At 69.0% G+C, this 16,158-nt stretch carries 14 protein-coding genes; 4 read left to right on the plus strand and 10 right to left on the minus strand.

Annotated elements, in window-relative coordinates; all coding sequences use genetic code 11:
• Nucleotides 1-27: 27 nt before the first annotated feature.
• The gene (locus tag QH168_RS22740; protein ID WP_280236799.1) at nucleotides 28-1,713 is read right to left on the minus strand and encodes a putative PEP-binding protein; all 1,686 of its coding nucleotides are present in this window, start codon (nucleotides 1,711-1,713) and stop codon (nucleotides 28-30) included.
• Nucleotides 1,714-1,857: 144 nt separating this feature from the next.
• On the opposite strand from QH168_RS22740, the gene QH168_RS22745 reads away from it, so the two are divergent.
• The 4 genes from QH168_RS22745 to QH168_RS22760 all read left to right on the plus strand — a co-directional run bounded on the left by QH168_RS22745 (nucleotide 1,858) and on the right by QH168_RS22760 (nucleotide 6,327).
• On the plus strand, nucleotides 1,858-2,625 hold the full coding sequence (locus QH168_RS22745) for a DeoR/GlpR family DNA-binding transcription regulator (protein ID WP_280236800.1): 768 nt from the start codon (nucleotides 1,858-1,860) through the stop codon (nucleotides 2,623-2,625).
• The gene (gene pfkB, locus QH168_RS22750) at nucleotides 2,622-3,572 is read left to right on the plus strand and encodes a 1-phosphofructokinase (RefSeq protein ID WP_280236801.1); all 951 of its coding nucleotides are present in this window, start codon (nucleotides 2,622-2,624) and stop codon (nucleotides 3,570-3,572) included. The genes QH168_RS22745 and pfkB overlap by 4 nt, the downstream gene beginning before the upstream one ends.
• A gap of 13 nt (nucleotides 3,573-3,585) precedes the next feature.
• Nucleotides 3,586-6,006: a fructose-specific PTS transporter subunit EIIC gene (locus QH168_RS22755; protein WP_280236802.1), complete on the plus strand. Its 2,421-nt coding sequence runs from the start codon at nucleotides 3,586-3,588 to the stop codon at nucleotides 6,004-6,006.
• Nucleotides 6,007-6,069: 63 nt separating this feature from the next.
• Nucleotides 6,070-6,327: an HPr family phosphocarrier protein gene (locus tag QH168_RS22760; protein ID WP_280236803.1), complete on the plus strand. Its 258-nt coding sequence runs from the start codon at nucleotides 6,070-6,072 to the stop codon at nucleotides 6,325-6,327.
• A 244-nt stretch (nucleotides 6,328-6,571) separates the two neighbouring features.
• Here the strand turns inward: QH168_RS22760 and der are convergent, their stop codons facing one another.
• The 9 genes from der to QH168_RS22805 form a co-directional block, all read right to left on the minus strand.
• The gene (gene der / locus QH168_RS22765) at nucleotides 6,572-7,984 is read right to left on the minus strand and encodes a ribosome biogenesis GTPase Der (protein ID WP_280236804.1); all 1,413 of its coding nucleotides are present in this window, start codon (nucleotides 7,982-7,984) and stop codon (nucleotides 6,572-6,574) included.
• Nucleotides 7,981-8,658, minus strand: a complete 678-nt coding sequence (cmk, locus tag QH168_RS22770) for a (d)CMP kinase (protein WP_280236832.1) — start codon at nucleotides 8,656-8,658, stop codon at nucleotides 7,981-7,983. The genes der and cmk overlap by 4 nt, the downstream gene beginning before the upstream one ends.
• 65 nt (nucleotides 8,659-8,723) lie before the next feature.
• Complete coding sequence (locus QH168_RS22775; RefSeq protein ID WP_280236805.1) at nucleotides 8,724-9,845, minus strand: pseudouridine synthase; 1,122 nt, start codon at nucleotides 9,843-9,845, stop codon at nucleotides 8,724-8,726.
• A 9-nt stretch (nucleotides 9,846-9,854) separates the two neighbouring features.
• The gene (scpB, locus tag QH168_RS22780) at nucleotides 9,855-10,511 is read right to left on the minus strand and encodes an SMC-Scp complex subunit ScpB (RefSeq protein WP_280236806.1); all 657 of its coding nucleotides are present in this window, start codon (nucleotides 10,509-10,511) and stop codon (nucleotides 9,855-9,857) included.
• A complete protein-coding gene (locus QH168_RS22785; RefSeq protein WP_432421155.1) occupies nucleotides 10,508-11,422 on the minus strand; it encodes a segregation and condensation protein A in 915 nt (304 codons plus the stop codon). Before QH168_RS22785 ends, scpB begins: the two co-directional genes overlap by 4 nt.
• Nucleotides 11,419-12,399 carry a ParA family protein gene (locus QH168_RS22790; protein ID WP_280236807.1) on the minus strand — a complete coding sequence of 327 codons (981 nt, stop codon included), beginning with the start codon at nucleotides 12,397-12,399 and terminating at the stop codon, nucleotides 11,419-11,421. Before QH168_RS22790 ends, QH168_RS22785 begins: the two co-directional genes overlap by 4 nt.
• Before the next feature lie 318 nt (nucleotides 12,400-12,717).
• Nucleotides 12,718-13,647, minus strand: coding sequence for a site-specific tyrosine recombinase XerD (xerD, locus tag QH168_RS22795; protein WP_280236808.1), 930 nt, complete (start codon nucleotides 13,645-13,647; stop codon nucleotides 12,718-12,720).
• 12 nt (nucleotides 13,648-13,659) lie between these two features.
• Nucleotides 13,660-14,313: an NUDIX hydrolase gene (locus QH168_RS22800; protein ID WP_280236809.1), complete on the minus strand. Its 654-nt coding sequence runs from the start codon at nucleotides 14,311-14,313 to the stop codon at nucleotides 13,660-13,662.
• A complete protein-coding gene (locus tag QH168_RS22805; protein ID WP_280236810.1) occupies nucleotides 14,314-16,038 on the minus strand; it encodes a CTP synthase in 1,725 nt (574 codons plus the stop codon).
• Nucleotides 16,039-16,158 lie beyond the last annotated feature (120 nt).

Genomic DNA, 16,158 nt, shown 5'->3' on the forward strand with positions numbered 1-16,158 from the left:
GCAGTCCTACATCCGAAGGTGCACTGCTCAGAGCAGGATTCGACGTGCCCTGGCCCGCGCGTCGTCCGGGTCTGTGGCGGCGAGCACCGCCGCGGCGGCCGCTTCGCAGTCGGCCAGGGTGACCGCCGACAGCTGGGCGCCGACCCCGGCGACGGCGGGGGCGGCGGCCGACAGCGAGGTGACGCCGAGCCCGGTCAGCACACAGGCCAGCAGCGGGTCGGCGGCGGCCTCACCACAGACGCCGACCGGTTTTCCGGCCCGGCGGCCCGCGGCGGCGGTACCGGCCACGAGGGTCAGCACCGCGGGCTGCCACGGGTCGGTCAGCGCGGCCAGATCGGGTGACATCCGATCGGCCGCCATCGTGTACTGGGCGAGATCATTGGTGCCGATCGAGACGAAATCGACCTCGGCCAGGATCGCCTCGGCCAGCAATGCGGCGGCGGGCACCTCGATCATCACCCCGGCGACCAGCCCTCTGGCCCGGACCCGCGTCGCGAACGAACGCGCTTCGCCGACCGTCGCGATCATCGGCGCCATCACCATCGGCGGGAGGTCGCGTCCCTCCGCCGCTGCGGCGACGGCATCGAGTTGACGCTCGAGTATGCCGCCGTCGCGGGCGGCGATCCGGATACCGCGGACGCCGAGTGCCGGATTGGCCTCCTCGGGGTGGTCGGCGAAGCGCAGCGGCTTGTCCGAACCCGCGTCCAAGGTCCGCAGCACCACTTTCGCGGTGGGAAAGGCGTCGAGCACATCCCGGTAGATGCGGGCCTGCTCCGGTACCGACGGTTCGGTATCGCGGTCCAGGAAGCACAGTTCGGTACGGAACAGTCCGATGCCCTCGGCGGGGGTGGCCGCCGCGGCGCGCGCACCGGCGCCGTCCTGCACATTGGCGAGGACCGCGACACGGTGACCGTCGGCGGTGGCGCCGGGACCGGTCCAGCTCGCATTCCTGGCCACGGTGGCGCGGTAGCTCGCGACGGCGGCTTCGGCCACGGCCGAGTCGGCACCGACGGTTACCGTGCCCGCCGCACCGTCCATCAACAGATCCGCCCCGACGGGGACGTCATCGAGACCCGATACCGCGACGACGCAGGGAATACCGAGTTGACGGGCGATGATGGCGGTATGGCTGGTGGCGCCGCCGAGCGAGGTCGCCAGCCCGACGATGCGGGTGGGGTCGAGGCCCGCGGTATCGGCCGGAGCCAGATCACGGGCGATCAGCACGGACGGCCGTTCGGGGGCCGGCACACCGGGTTCGGGCAGTCCGAGCACTTCGGCCACCACTCGGTCACACACATCGCGCAGATCGGTCACCCGTTCGGCCATCAGCCCGCCGAGCTTGCCGAACATCTCGGCGAACTGCTCGGTGGCCGCCGTCGCGGCCGCGGGTGCGGCCGCACCGGTCGCGATCAGCTTCTCGGCCGCGGCGAGCCAGCCGCGATCGGCGGCCATAGCCGCATTGGCCGACAGCACCTCGGCGGCAGCACCCGTCGACGCGTCGGCGCGCGAGCGCAGCCGGGCCGCGACGGTTTCGGCGGCGGCCCGCAGGGCGGCGAGTTCGGAGGCCCGATCGGACTCCGCAACCGTGTCTGTTCGGACATCGATCCGCACCCTCGGGTTCGGTCGAATAGCAGGCGCGGCGGCGACTCCCGGCACCGCAGGGGTTCCGCGCAAAACCAATTCAACGGCCTCTACCTGCTGTGATCGGCTCATTTGCGGTCTCCTTCGCACCGAAGTCGGACTGTGTTGTTCATATCAACGCCTGAGTTGATGTGATCCAGACTACTCCAAACCATTGACAAAGCAACAGACTCAGACGTAAAACAACATAAACCAACATTTGCAGGAGGGATCGGGATGTACGCAGAGGAGCGGCAGCAGGCCATCGCCACCCTGGTCGGGCAGCGCGGTCGCGTATCGGTGACCGATCTGTCCGAGCAGTACGGCGTCACCAGCGAAACCGTCCGCCGCGATCTCGCGGTGCTCGATCGCATGGGTCTGGTGCGCCGGGTCCACGGCGGCGCGGTACCGGCCGCCGCCCTCACCGCGATCGAACTCGGCACCTCCGAACGCGAAGGCGCGCGCACCGCCGAGAAGGAGCGCATCGCCAAGGCCGCCGTGGAATTCCTGCCACCCACCGGCGGCAGCGTGCTCTTCGACGCGGGCACCACCACCGCGCGGGTCGCCGCTCTGCTGCCGACCGACCGCGAACTGGTCGGTGTCACGAACTCGTTGCCGGTGGCGACGCGACTCAGCGCGCACGCCGGGGTGCAGCTGCATCTGCTCGGCGGGCGCGTGCGTGGGGTCACCCAGGCCGCTGTCGGCGCCGACACGCTGCGCGTACTCGCCGGATTGCGCGTCGATACCGCGTTCATCGGCACCAACGCCCTGACCCCGGTGCACGGGCTGTCCACCCCGGACGCGGACGAGGCGGCGGTGAAACGCGCCATGGTCGCCAGCGCGCACCGCGTCGTGGTCGTCGCCGATTCGTCCAAGATCGGCCGGGAGGATTTCGTTCGCTTCGCCGGAATCGATGAGATCGACGTACTGGTCACCGATTCCGGCATCCCCGCCTCGGTGCGGAACGAACTGAGCAACAGCGGCATCGAGGTGGTGGCGCCATGATCGTCACGCTCACCGCGAACCCGAGTATCGACCGCACCGTCACCCTGGCCGAACCGCTGCTGCGCGGCGCGGTGCACCGGGCTTCCGGTGTCGCCACTCATCCGGGAGGTAAGGGCGTCAACGTCTCGCGGGTGGTCGCCGCCGCCGGTGTCGCCACCGTCGCCGTACTGCCGGGCAATGCCGATGATCCGCTGCTGCGGGCGCTCACGGATGCGGGCATCGAGCATCGCAGCGTGCCGACCGCGGGTTCGGCGCGGATCAACCTCACTGTCGCCGAGACCGACGGCACCACGACCAAGATCAACGAGCCCGGCCATCCGCTCACCGCGGCCGCCCTCGAGGCGCTCACGGCCCTGCTCGGCGAGCTGGCCGTCGATGCCGAATGGGTGGTGCTGTCGGGCTCGCTGCCACCGGCGGTCCCCGCGGACTGGTACGTCGAACTGATCGAGCGGCTGCCGGGCACCCGGATCGCCGTGGACACCTCCGACGCGCCGCTGCTGGCACTCGCGGACCGAACATTCTCGGTGGCACCGCAATTGATCAAACCCAATACCGACGAACTCGCTCAGCTGACCGGCACCGCCGCCGCCACACTGGAGGATCCCCTCGCTGCCGCGCGCGCCGCCGCCGGGCTCGTCGACCGCGGTTTCGGCGCCGTACTGGCGACCCTCGGCGCCGCGGGTGCGGTGCTCGTCACCCCGGACGGCGCATGGCATGCCACCGCACCCGTCATCCGCCCACGCAGCACGGTCGGCGCGGGCGATTCGGCGCTGGCCGGCTATCTGCTCGCCGATCTGTCCGGCGCCGACCCGGCCGACCGTTTACGCCACGCCGTCGCCTACGGCAGCGCCGCCGCCGCCCTGCCCGGCACCGGTCTACCCGGCCCCCATCACACCGACCCCGACGCCGTATCCGTCACGGCGCTGGACCTCCTCCCCCATTCCTGAAGGACGCATCGCGATGGCCGATTCGATCATCACCCCCGAAACGATCAGTCTCGACGCCGATCTCGGCGCATCGAAGGACGCCGTGATCGCCGCCCTCGCACAACGACTCGTCGACGCCGGACGGGCCGAGGACGTGTCGGCGCTCACCGCGGCGGTCCTCGCCAGGGAGGCGCAGTCGGCGACCGGGCTGCCCGGTGGGCTCGCCATCCCACACTGCCGGGCCGCCACGATCACCGCGGCGTCGCTCGGTTTCGCACGGCTGGCGCCGAAGGTCGATTTCGGCGCACCCGATGGTCCCGCCGACCTCGTATTCCTCATCGCGGCACCGGAAGGCGCTGGCGCCGAACACATGAAGCTGCTGTCCAGCCTCGCACGAGCGCTGGTGAAACCGGAGTTCGTGGGCAGCCTGCGGGCGGCGCAAACCCCGGATGCGGTGGTGGCGCTGGTGGATTCGGTACTGACTCCTCCGGCGACGACAGGAGCGGCGGTATCTGGTGCCGGGGCAGCCTCGGCCGGGTCGGCGACCGCGACGTCCGGGCCGAGGGCCTCGGCGGCTTCGGTCGACGCACCGGGCGCTGCCGTGACATCGACCGGCGCGTCCGACGCTGCCCTGTCGTCACCCGGTACATCGGGCGCTACAGCGACGCCAACCAGCACATCCGGCGCGGCCGGTACATCGGGCGCTGTGGCGAGGTCAACCGACGCACCCGGCACTGTCGTGACATCGGGCGCCGCAGCGACTTCAGCAGCCGCAGCATCGATCCCGCCGCACTCAACCGCTACCTCGAACGATGCGGCATCCCCTGCTTCACGATCGGGTACGGCCGAGGGTCGCGGATCGGCAGGCGCTGCCGCGGGCACGATCACCGGCGCATCCGAGATGACATCGGGCACCGCAACCGATCCCGCCTCGAGCACCACGACATCGGAGGCCGTCGACCAGCCGACAACTCGGCAGGCCCCGTCCACCCGCACCGTGGTGGCGGTGACGGCCTGCCCCACCGGGATCGCCCACACCTACATGGCCGCCGACGCGCTCGTCGCCGCTGGTGAGCGGGCGGGCGTTCGGGTCGAGGTGGAGACCCAGGGTTCCAGTGGTACCACTCCGCTGTCCGCCGCGATCATCGCGGCGGCCGACGCCGTCATCCTCGCCACCGATGTGGGTGTGAAGGGCCGGGAGCGGTTCGCGGATAAGCCGGTGATCGAATCCGGGGTGAAGCGAGCGATCAACGAACCCGATGCGATGATCGCCGAGGCGCTGCGGGTGGCGCGCGATCCCGCCGCCGCACCGGCCCCCACCACGACGCCCGACGAACCGCCCGCCGCCGCGCTCGGCTGGGGCACCCGATTGCGCCAGATCCTGCTCACCGGCGTGAGCTACATGATCCCGTTCGTCGCGGCGGGCGGTCTGCTGATCGCGCTCGGATTCCTGGTCGGCGGCTACGAGATCGCCGACAATGCCCGCTCGATCGTGCTGGACAATTCTCTGACCTCGCTACCGCCGGGCGGGCTCGCCACCTACCTCGGCGCGGTGCTCTATCAGCTGGGTTCGCTCGCGTTCAGTTTTCTCGTCCCCGCCCTGGCCGGGTATATCGCCTTCGCGATGGCCGATCGGCCCGGTCTGGCACCGGGTTTCACCGCGGGTGCGGTGGCGGTGTTCGTCGGCGCCGGGTTCCTCGGTGGTCTCGTCGGCGGTCTGATCGCCGGGTTCGCCGCACTATGGGTGAGCCGGATTCCGGTGCCGCAGTGGGCGCGCGGGTTGATGCCGGTGGTGGTCATCCCGCTGTTCGCTTCGCTGATCGTCGGTGTACTCATGCTGACGGTGCTCGGCAAGCCCTTGGCCGTGGTCACCGAGAGCCTCACCGACTGGCTCAATGGGCTGTCGGGTACTTCGGCGGTCGCGCTCGGCATCATTCTCGGTCTGATGATGTGCTTCGACCTGGGCGGCCCGGTCAACAAGGCCGCCTATTCGTTCGCGGCGGCGGGCCTGTCGGTGAGCGATCCGGCAACACTGAAGATCATGGCCGCCGTGATGGCCGCGGGCATGGTGCCGCCGCTGGCCATGGCCTTGGCCTCGACCGTACTGCGGCCGGGACTGTTCACCTCCGCCGAACGCGAGAACGGTAAGGCGGCCTGGTTGTTGGGCGCCTCGTTCATCTCCGAGGGCGCCATCCCGTTCGCCGCCGCCGATCCGCTGCGGGTGATCCCATCGATGATGGCGGGTGGTGCCGTCACCGGCGCGCTGGTGATGGCCACGGGCGTGACGCTCAGCGCACCGCACGGCGGTATCTTCGTATTCTTCGCGGTCGGGCAGATCGTCTGGTATCTCATCGCGATCGCCGCGGGCACCGTCACCGCCGCGGTCTGCGTCACCGCTGCCAAGTCCTTCGGCCGGGCCCGCACCCGCACCGACGCCGCGCTGGTCGCCGCCTGAGGTGAGCGCGCAATTCGACCCACGCACAACAGCATCCGATATCCATCGAAACAAGGAGTAGCCATGCCGAGCACCACTGTCACCGTCGGTTCGTCGATCGGGCTGCATGCCCGCCCCGCCGCCCTCATCGCCGAAGCCGTCGGCGCCGCGGGCGTCCCCGTCACCTTGGCACTGCCCGGTGGTGAGCCCGTCGACGCGGGTTCGTCACTGATGATCATGGCCCTCGGCGCCACCTTCGGCACCGATGTCGTCGTCACCAGCGACGATCAGCCGACCCTGGACAAGATCGCGGGTATGGTCGCCAGCGACCTCGACGCCTGAGGCCACGCCGTACCCGCGGAGCCGTGGCGGCTCGGTTCGGGCGCGTCACCTCGGTCGGTGGCGGCCCGGACCACGTCTACCAGCTCCGTTCGCCTCGGCATCGCCGGTCGGGGCGAGGTGCACCACGGACGCAGGTGGTCGCCCCGAGCAGCGCCGCAGCAGCATCCGTCGGCACCGCCGCTTCGATGGCGGTGCCGACGGATGCGAACGCATCAGCCGGTCGGGCGACACCGTCGACCGTTTCCTATTTGCGCGGACGCTTCTCCCGCACCCGCACCGAGATCCGCACCGGCGAACCGTCGAATCCGAATTCCTCGCGGAGCCTACGCTCCAGGAAGCGGCGGTAGCCCGCCTCCAGGAATCCGGTGGTGAACAGGACGAACGTCGGCGGACGCGTGGTCGCCTGGGTGGCGAACAGCACCCGCGGCAGCCTGCCGCCACGCATCGGCGGCGGAGTGGCGGCCACGACTTCCTTGAGCCAGTTGTTCAACCGGCCCGTCGAGATCCGCTTGTCCCAGGATTCGAGCGCGGTCTCCATGGCGGGCACCAGCTTCTGCACGGCCCGGCCGGTGTGCGCGGAGATGTTGACCCGCTGCGCCCACGGCACCCGGACCAACTCGCGGTCGATTTCCTTCTCCAGCTGTAGCCGACGGTCCTCGTCGACCAGATCCCATTTGTTGAACGCCAGCACCAGCGCCCGCCCGGAATCGGCGACCAGGCTGATCACCCGCAGGTCCTGTTCGGTGATCGGCTGCGAGGCGTCGATCAACATGATCGCCACCTCGGAGGCCTCCAATGCCGCCTTGGTGCGCAGCGAGGCATAGAACTCGGTACCGCTCGCGGTGGACACCTTGCGGCGCAGCCCAGCGGTATCGACGAATTTCCAGACCTTGCCGCCCAGGTCGACCAGGGTGTCGACCGGATCGACAGTGGTCCCGGCGACATCGTGCACCACCGAGCGCTCATCACCGGACAGCTTGTTCAGCAGACTCGATTTGCCGACATTGGGCTTACCGACGAGCGCGACCCGGCGCGGTCCCGTACCACCCGTGCCTTCGCGCGGGGTTTCCGGCAGCACCCCGAGGATGTCGTCGAGCAGATCACCGGTGCCGCGGCCGTGCGCGGCCGAAACCATGCGCGGCTCACCCAGGCCAAGTGACCACAGCGTGGACGCGTCGGCCTCGACCCGCTGATCGTCGACCTTGTTGGCGACCAGGATGACCGGCGTCTTGGACCGACGCAGCACCTTCACCGCGGCCTCATCGGTCGCGGTCGCGCCGACGGTGGCGTCGACGACGAGCAGGATCGCGTCGGCGGTATTCATCGCCAGTTCGGCCTGGCGCGCCACCGACTGCTGCAAACCCTTCGCATCGGGCTCCCAGCCGCCGGTGTCCTGCACCAGGAAGCGACGGCCAGCCCAGTTCGCCTCATAGGACACCCGATCGCGCGTCACACCGGGAATGTCCTCGACAACCGCCTCACGTCGACCGAGGATCCGGTTCACCAGCGTCGATTTGCCGACATTGGGCCGCCCGACGATGGCGAGCGTCGGCATCGCGATATGTTCGCCCGCCTCCAGATCACCCTCGAGATCGGTGATCTCCCATTCGGATTCGTCACTCCAGACGCCGTCGCCCGCGAGCACGTCCTCGGTCATTTGGTCTCTCCCGTTCTGCGCACCGAAACCTGCTGCGCGACCACGCGATACAGCTCGTCGATGACCTCGTCCATGCTCAGTTCGCTGGTATCGACCAGCACCGCGTCCGCGGCGGGCCGCAGCGGCGACACCGTGCGGGTGGAGTCGAGGGTGTCGCGGCGCTGCACATCGGCCAGTACGGCGGCGTAGTCGTCACCCCTGCCCTCGGCGATGTTCTGCTGATTGCGCCGCTGTGCCCGCGCCTCGGCGGAAGCGGTCAGATAGATCTTGGCGTCGGCGTCGGTCAGCACGACGGTGCCGATATCGCGTCCCTCGACCACGATCCGTCCCGCCGACACCGCGATCTCGCGCTGCAATGCCACCAGCGCCGCACGCACCTGCGCCACCGCGGAGACGGCCGACACGGCCTTGGTGACGGCATCGCCACGGATCTCGGCCGATACGTCGGCGCCGTCGAGCTGGATCACCTCATGGCTGGGGTCTGTGCCGATGGTCAACGGCAGCTCCTCGACCGACGCCGCGATGGCGGCGGGATCGTCCAGGTCGACGCCTTCGCGCAGCACCCGCAGGGTCGCCACCCGGTACATGGCGCCGGTATCGAGGTAGCGGGCGCCCAGCCGGGCGGCGAGCCGCCGCGACACACTGGACTTACCGGTCCCCGACGGCCCGTCCATCGCCACGACCAGCGATGACGAACCCGACAGCGACTCGAGCACCTCGACCGCGCTCTCCACACCGTTCACAACGACACCGCCTCGTAGAGTTTGCCGATTTCCGCCCGACCCAGCACCCGCAGGGTGCCCGGTCGTTGATCGCCCAGCGCCACCGGGCCGATATCGGTGCGCACCAGCCGCGTCACCGGATGACCGACCGCATCCAGCAGTCGGCGCACGATGTGCTTACGCCCCTCGTGCAACACGATCTTGACCAGAGAACGTCCCTCGCCGATATCGAGCACCTGGAAACGATCGACCTTGGCGGGACCGTCTTCGAGTTCGACACCGTCGCGCAGCTGCTTGCCGACCGCACGATGCACCTCGCCGTTGACGGTCGCCAGATAGGTCTTGGACACCTCGAACGAGGGGTGCATGAGCCGATGCGCCAGATCGCCGTCATTGGTGAGCAGCAGCAGGCCCTCGGTGTCGGCGTCGAGTCGCCCGACATGGAACAGCCGCTGCCCGGCCGCGATGCGTTCGGCGACGATATCGCCGACGCAGGGGCGGCCGAGATCATCGGACATGGTCGACTGCCAGCCCTTTGGCTTGTTCAGCGCCAGATGCACCAGCTCCTCGCGCACCATCACGCGGGTGCCGTCCACCCGGATCACCGCATGCTGCGGGTCGATGCGCAGCCCCTGTTCGCGCACGATGAGACCGTCGACCTCGACGCGGCCCTGCGCGATCATGTCCTCGGCGGCGCGCCGGGAGGCGACACCGGCCTTGGCCAGCACCTTCTGCAAGCGCTCACCCTCGCCCCACGGCAGTTTGGTGTGGGTCTCGGTCGACTCCACGTGCTGACGTTTGGCCGGTTTCGCATTGCTGAGCTGCGGCGGCGACGTCGTCTGCCGCTGCGGTTTGGCCGATTTGTTCTTGCGCGCGGGTGGCTGGGTGCGGTCGGTCCTGCGGGCTCCGGCGCCGCCCTGCCCGCCACGCTGCGATGCGGCCGGGGAGCCGCCGCGCTGGGTTCCGGCCGTTCCGCCGGTGCCGCGCTGGCCTGTCCCGCCGGTCGCGGCGCCGCGCGGGGTGACGCCCCGCTGGGCCGCGCGCGCGTCGCGGGTGCCGACCGGGCGCCCACTCCTCGGCTGCTGGTCGTTACGTTTCCTACGGTCCGGTGTGCCATCTCGGCGAGCGGGAGTATTCACGTTGTCCTGTCAATCCTCGGTGCCGAGGTTTATGTCGTCCTCGGCGGGTTTCTTCAGCCTGGTGTAGCGGGGGTCCGTATCCAGGCTCTCGTTGATCTCATCGATCAGGTCGACGCCCGGTAGCAGGGGCGCCAGTGCTGGCAGATCGCTCAGTGACGCCAGTCCGACCCGTTCCAGGAACAGTTCGGTCGTGCGGTAGAGCGTCCCGTTGGTCTCCGGGTCGACGCCTGCTTCGGCGATCAACCCTCTGGCCAGCAGGGTGCGCATCACGCCGTCGACGTTCACGCCGCGCACCGCGCCGACCCTGGTCCGGGTCACCGGCTGGCGGTATGCCACCACCGCCAACGTTTCCAAGGCGGCCCTGGTCAATTTCGACCGGGCGCCGTCGAGCAGCAACCGTTCCACATACGGTGCGTACTCGCTGCGAGTATAGAAGCGCCACCCGTCACCGGCGAAACGCAGATCGATCCCACTGCCCCGCGCGGACAGTTCCGCCGACATTTCCCGCAGGGTGCGCTCCACCCGCTCGGTGGTGTCGTCGAGGGCCGCCGCCAGCTGTTCTACCGGGGCGGGAGTGTCGACGATGAGCAGAACCGCCTCAAGCGCCGAGCGGAATTCGTCGTCGCCGAGCGGTTCGGGGGTGAACTCTGCCACTGCCTCGGTCATCCGTAGTCCTCTTCGATGGTCACCGCGTCCGCGTGGTGCGCGTCGTCGGGCTGTTCGCCGATCCAGCTCACCGCCAGCGGGCCCAGCGGATCGGGCTGATCGAACTCGATGGTCTTACCGCGATAGAGCTCGAGCAGTGCGAGGAAGCGGGCCACGATCTCGATCGGTGCGCCACAGTCGGCGACCAGTTCGGCGAAGGTGGTCCAGCCGCCCGCACCGCGCTCTTTGAGCCGTTCCAGCACGATCGCGGCCTGTTCGGCCACCGAGACGGCGTGCGCGTGCAGATGGTCGAGACCCACCGTCGGCACCGGCCGTGGCCGGAATGCCGCGGCCGCGATCTCGGCGAATCCGGCGGCGTCCACGCCGAGGGTCACCTCGGGCAGCAGATCGGTGAACCGGTCTTCGAGTCCGACGGCCCGCGGATACCTGCGCAGCGCCGCCGCCTCCAACTCCCCCAACAGTTCGGCGACCTGTTTGAACGCCCGATACTGCAACAGCCGGGCGAACAGCAGATCGCGCGCCTCCAGCAGTTCCAGGTCCTCGGCGTCGGTCATCTCACCCGAGGGCAGCAGCCGCGCCGCCTTCAGATCGAGCAGGGTCGCCGCCACCACCAGGAACTCGGTGGTCTGATCCAGGATCTTGTCCGCACGCAGCGCTGGCTGCTGCGCCAGATCGGCGGTCAATGCCTTGGTGTAGGCGATGAACTCGTCGGTGACCTTGTGCAGCGCCACCTCGGTGACATCGAGACGACGCTGACTGATCAGGGTCAGCAGCAGATCGAACGGCCCCTCGAAATTGCTGAGCCGCAGATGGAATCCGGACGCGCGTTCGGGTTCGGCGCCCGCGCTCGAATCGGTGGAGCCGGGCTGATCGGTGCTGGTCGACAGTGCTGGCTCGGACGCTCCGGTCACCGGCCGGACCGGTGGATGACTTCCTTGGCCATCGCCCGATACGCCTCGGCGCCACCGGATTTCGGCGCCCATGTGGTGATCGGCTCACCGGCGACACTGGCGTCGGGGAACCGGACGGTACGCGAGATCGCGGTGTCGTACACCAGATCGCCGAACACCTCGACCACCCGCGACATGACCTGCCGTGAATGCAGCAGCCGCGCATCGAACATGGTGACGACGATGCCGTACAGGCTCAGCCGCGGATTGAGCCGGTCGCGCACCTTCTCCACGGTGTCGTTGAGCAGGGCGAGCCCGCGCAGCGAGAAGTATTCGCATTCCATCGGAATGATCACACCGTCCGAGCAGGCCAGCGCGTTCACCGTGAGCAGCCCGAGCGAGGGCTGGCAGTCGATGAGGATGTAGTCGTAGCGCGAGCGCACCGATTCCAGTGCCCGCCCGAGGGTCTGTTCCCGGCCGACCTCGTTGACCAGCTGGATCTCCGCCGCCGACAGATCGATATTGCTCGGCAGCAGGTCCATGTTCTCGACCCTGGTCTCCATCAGCACATCGTCGATGGCGACCTTGTTGCCGACCAGCAGGTTGTGCACGGTGAGCTCGAGGTCGTGGTGTGCCACACCGAGTCCCGCCGACAGCGCGCCCTGCGGGTCGAGATCGACCAGCAGCACCTTGCGACCGTATTCGGCCAAGGCCGCGCCGAGATTGATGGTGGAGGTGGTCTTACCGACGCCACCCTTCTGATTGCACATGGCGATGATCAGGGCATCGCCGTTCGGTGCCGCCTCGGGTGGTTCGGGAACCAGTCGCAACGGACGCCCGGTGGGTCCGAGTTCGACATCGTCGGGGACCGGTGCCGGTTCGGCGGCGTTGCCCCATACCGAGGGGGTGCCGGTATCGGCGTCGAATCCCGTGCCCGCGTCCGTAAGCGGCTCCGTCCCAGCACCCATCGGCGGCTCTGCCGCTCCGGCTGTCGTCACGATCCGCTGCTCCTTTGACGTTCCTGCTCGTTCCCCGCCGAGCGTAGCGAGGCCGATCAGTGCACGACCTCACTTTCGGATGGTCCAGCTCTCGGTAGACGCTACCGCTTGTTCGTACTCGAGTGCCGTGAGTCCGACCGGCGTGTTCGCAACGCCACGCCGCGTCACGGATAACAAAACGCTACCTGTTCGCTGTCGTCGCCATTGCGGAGCACCGTCGAAGGCGCATCGAGCCAGGCGCGCGGGCCGTTCATCCGGTCCCGTCGAGGGCACGCGAGCGCGATCCCGGAGCCGCCGACGGCGTTGTTCCCGCGGCGCTCACCGTGCCCGCGGATGGGCCGTGGCCCACACCTCCCGCAGGGTCGTCACCGTGACCAGTGTGTAGATCTGGGTGGTGGTCACCGAGGCGTGGCCGAGCAATTCCTGCACCACTCGCACGTCGGCGCCGCCATCGAGCAGATGGGTGGCGAACGAATGCCGCAGTGTGTGCGGGGAGACGCCAGCGTCGATACCCGACCGTTCGGCCGCGCTCTGCAATACCTGCCAGGCGCTCTGCCGTGACAGCCGTCCGCCCCGCGCGTTCAGGAACAGCGCACCGGCGCTACCGCGCCCACGGGCCGCCAGCACCGGACGTCCGCGCACGAGATAGGAGTCCACGGCCGCCAGCGCCGGACGTCCGATCGGCACGATCCGTTGTTTACCGCCCTTACCGCGCAGCACCACCGCCCGCTCGGGCATATCGAGATCGTCGACATCGAGCCCGACCATCTCCGAGATCCGCGCGCCGGTCGAATACAGCAGCTCCAGCAGGGCCCGGTCCCGCAGTCCACGCGCCACCCCCTCACCGCTGGTGCCGCAGTCGCCGCCGGCGGCCTCCAACAGTTTCAGCACATCCTCGTAGGGCAACGCCTTGGGCAGCCTGCGTCCCGGTGCGGGCGGTTTCACCGCATGCGCGACATCGGTGCTCGTCATGCCCTCGGCGGTGGCGAACCGGTGCAGCCCGCGCACCGCGATCAGGGCTCGCGCCACCGAACCGGCCGCCAGCGGCGGATGCCCGGCACCGCCGGAGCGCAGCGCCATGGTGAACTCGGCGACATCGCTTTCGGCGACGGCGTCGAGTTCACCGATACCGCGCCCGGCCAGGAAATCCCGATACCGGCCCAGGTCACGCCGGTAGGCGGTGAGGGTGTTGCGTGCGGCGCCCCGCTCGACTGCCAGATGGTCGAGGTAGGCGTCCACCTCCCGCACCGTCGCGGCCCGTCAGTCCCGCGCCCGGCGTGCTTGCCTGCGCAACAGGGCGGTCGGCTGCCCGGACCACGGCACATCGGCCGCACGTGGTGTCAGCTCCTCGGCCCGCGCCGCCGACACCGCGAGAACTCCGGCCACGGCGGTGGCATTGACGATCTCGCCCGCCAGCGCCGCCCGCACCGCCTCCGTGAGCGGCATCCGCACCAGCTCCAGATCGGCTTCCTCGTGTTCGGGTTCGGGCCGATCGGTGTCGTGCAGTCCGCGCGCCAGGTACACGCGCAGCGCTTCGTCGGTGAAGCCCGGCGACAGCGCGACATCCACCAGCACCGACCATTCCCGCGCCGCCAGCCCGGTCTCCTCGGCCAGCTCACGCTTGGCCGCTTCGAGCGGATCCTCGCCATCGATGTCGAGCAGCCCGGCGGGCAGTTCCAGCAGGCGGGTGCCGAGTGGATGGCGGTACTGGCGGATCAGCACGATGTTGTCGTCATCGTCGAGTGCGGCCACGGCGACGGCGCCGTGATGTTCGACCACCTCACGTTCGGCGACCCGCCCACCGGGCATCGCCACCTGATCCAGCCGCAGCGCCAGGATGGCCCCGGAATACACCGTGCGGCTGGATATCGTCTCGAAATCGTGAGTGCCCGGCACGGTGGGATTATCCGTCATCTACGACGCCTGGTCGCCCGCATCGGCAAATTCTTCACCCGGAATGTCGACCGGAAGACGTTCGGCCGCCTTGTATTTCAACGCCGCCGCGATCAGCGCCGCAAACAGCGGATGCGGACGGGTCGGACGCGATTTGAGTTCCGGATGCGCCTGGGTGGCGACGAAGAACGGATGCTTGTCGGCGGGCAGTTCGACGAATTCGACTAGATGCCCGTCGGGCGAGGTGCCGCTGAATGCCAGGCCGCTCGTGGCGATCTTGTCGCGGTAGGCGTTGTTCACCTCGAAGCGATGACGATGCCGCTCCGACACCTCGGTGGCGCCGTAGGCCTGCGCCACCACCGAACCCTTGGTCAGCACCGCGGGGTAGGCGCCGAGGCGCATGGTGCCGCCGAGGTCGGCTTCACCGGCCACCGCCTGCTCCTGATCGGCCATCGTGGAGATCACCGGGTGGGTGGTGTCGGGCTCGAATTCGGCCGAGTTGGCGTCGGTGAGGCCCACCGAGCGGGCTGCCTCGATCACCATGCATTGCAGGCCGAGGCAGATCCCGAGCAGCGGCAGCCCGCGGGTGCGGGCGTAGTGGATGGCGCCGACCTTGCCCTCGATACCGCGGATGCCGAATCCGCCGGGGATCAGCACCGCGTCCACATCGCGCAGCGCGGCCTGCGCTCCGGCCGGGGTCTCGCAGTCGTCGGACTGCACCCAGCGAATCTGCACCTTCGCCCGCGACGCGAACCCGCCCGCGCGCAGCGCCTCGGTGACCGACAGGTAGGCGTCGGGCAGGTCGACGTACTTGCCGACCAGCGCGACCTCGACGGTTTCGCGCGGCGAGTGCACGCGGTCGAGCAGATCACCCCACACCGTCCAGTCCACATCGCGGAACGGCAGCCCGAGCTTGCGCACCACATAGGCATCGAGGCCCTCGCGGTGCAGCACCTTGGGGATGTCGTAGATCGAGGGCGCGTCCGGGGTGGAGATGCAGGCGTCGACCTCCACATCGCACATGAGCGCGATCTTGCTCTTGAGCGACTGCGGGACCTCACGGTCGCAGCGCAGGATCAGCGCATCGGGCTGGATACCGATATTGCGCAGCGCGGCCACCGAATGCTGGGTCGGCTTGGTCTTGAGTTCACCCGACGGCGCCAGGTACGGCACCAGGGAGACGTGCAGGAAGAAGACGTTGTCGCGGCCGACGTCGTGCCGGATCTGTCGGGCGGCCTCGAGGAAGGGCTGCGATTCGATGTCGCCGACGGTGCCACCGATCTCGGTGATCACCACATCCGGCTCATGGCCCTGGAGGTCCGGACCGCGCATGGCCAGGATGCGGGCCTTGATCTCGTCGGTGATGTGCGGGATGACCTGCACCGTGTCACCGAGGTACTCGCCGCGGCGTTCCTTGGCGATGACCGACGAATAGACCTGCCCGGTCGTCACATTCGCGTCGCGGGACAGGTCCCGGTCGAGGAAGCGCTCGTAGTGGCCGACGTCGAGGTCGGTTTCGGCACCGTCCTCGGTCACGAACACCTCTCCGTGCTGGAACGGATTCATGGTGCCCGGATCGACGTTCAAGTACGGATCGAGCTTCTGCATCGTGACCCGCAGTCCCCGCGCGGTCAGCAGTTGACCGAGGCTGGAGGCGGTAAGACCCTTACCGAGTGAGGAGGCGACACCACCACTGACGAAGATGTGTTTGGTGGCTGTCCGCGACTGAATCCGTGTTTGACCCACGGGTCTTCACGGTAACACGAAACCGCTCCCCACCTGTACGCCACGCCCGGTTTGCCACCCGATCGCCACAGATCGGCCATAACCACCCGAATCCCCTGCGACCGAGGTCACCCACCGCGC

The sequence above is a fragment of the Nocardia cyriacigeorgica genome (genome assembly GCF_029868385.1).
Taxonomy (GTDB): domain Bacteria; phylum Actinomycetota; class Actinomycetes; order Mycobacteriales; family Mycobacteriaceae; genus Nocardia; species Nocardia cyriacigeorgica_F.

Bases quoted from the DNA above. Each gene is read 5' to 3' on its own strand.
- QH168_RS22740 (WP_280236799.1), bottom strand. From the start codon at position 1,713: ATGAGCCGATCACAGCAGGTAGAGGCCGTTGAATTGGTTTTGCGCGGA.
- QH168_RS22745 (WP_280236800.1), top strand. From the start codon at position 1,858: ATGTACGCAGAGGAGCGGCAGCAGGCCATCGCCACCCTGGTCGGGCAG.
- pfkB (WP_280236801.1), top strand. From the start codon at position 2,622: ATGATCGTCACGCTCACCGCGAACCCGAGTATCGACCGCACCGTCACC.
- QH168_RS22755 (WP_280236802.1), top strand. From the start codon at position 3,586: ATGGCCGATTCGATCATCACCCCCGAAACGATCAGTCTCGACGCCGAT.
- QH168_RS22760 (WP_280236803.1), top strand. From the start codon at position 6,070: ATGCCGAGCACCACTGTCACCGTCGGTTCGTCGATCGGGCTGCATGCC.
- der (WP_280236804.1), bottom strand. From the start codon at position 7,984: ATGACCGAGGACGTGCTCGCGGGCGACGGCGTCTGGAGTGACGAATCC.
- cmk (WP_280236832.1), bottom strand. From the start codon at position 8,658: ATGGACGGGCCGTCGGGGACCGGTAAGTCCAGTGTGTCGCGGCGGCTC.
- scpB (WP_280236806.1), bottom strand. From the start codon at position 10,511: ATGACCGAGGCAGTGGCAGAGTTCACCCCCGAACCGCTCGGCGACGAC.
- QH168_RS22800 (WP_280236809.1), bottom strand. From the start codon at position 14,313: ATGACGGATAATCCCACCGTGCCGGGCACTCACGATTTCGAGACGATA.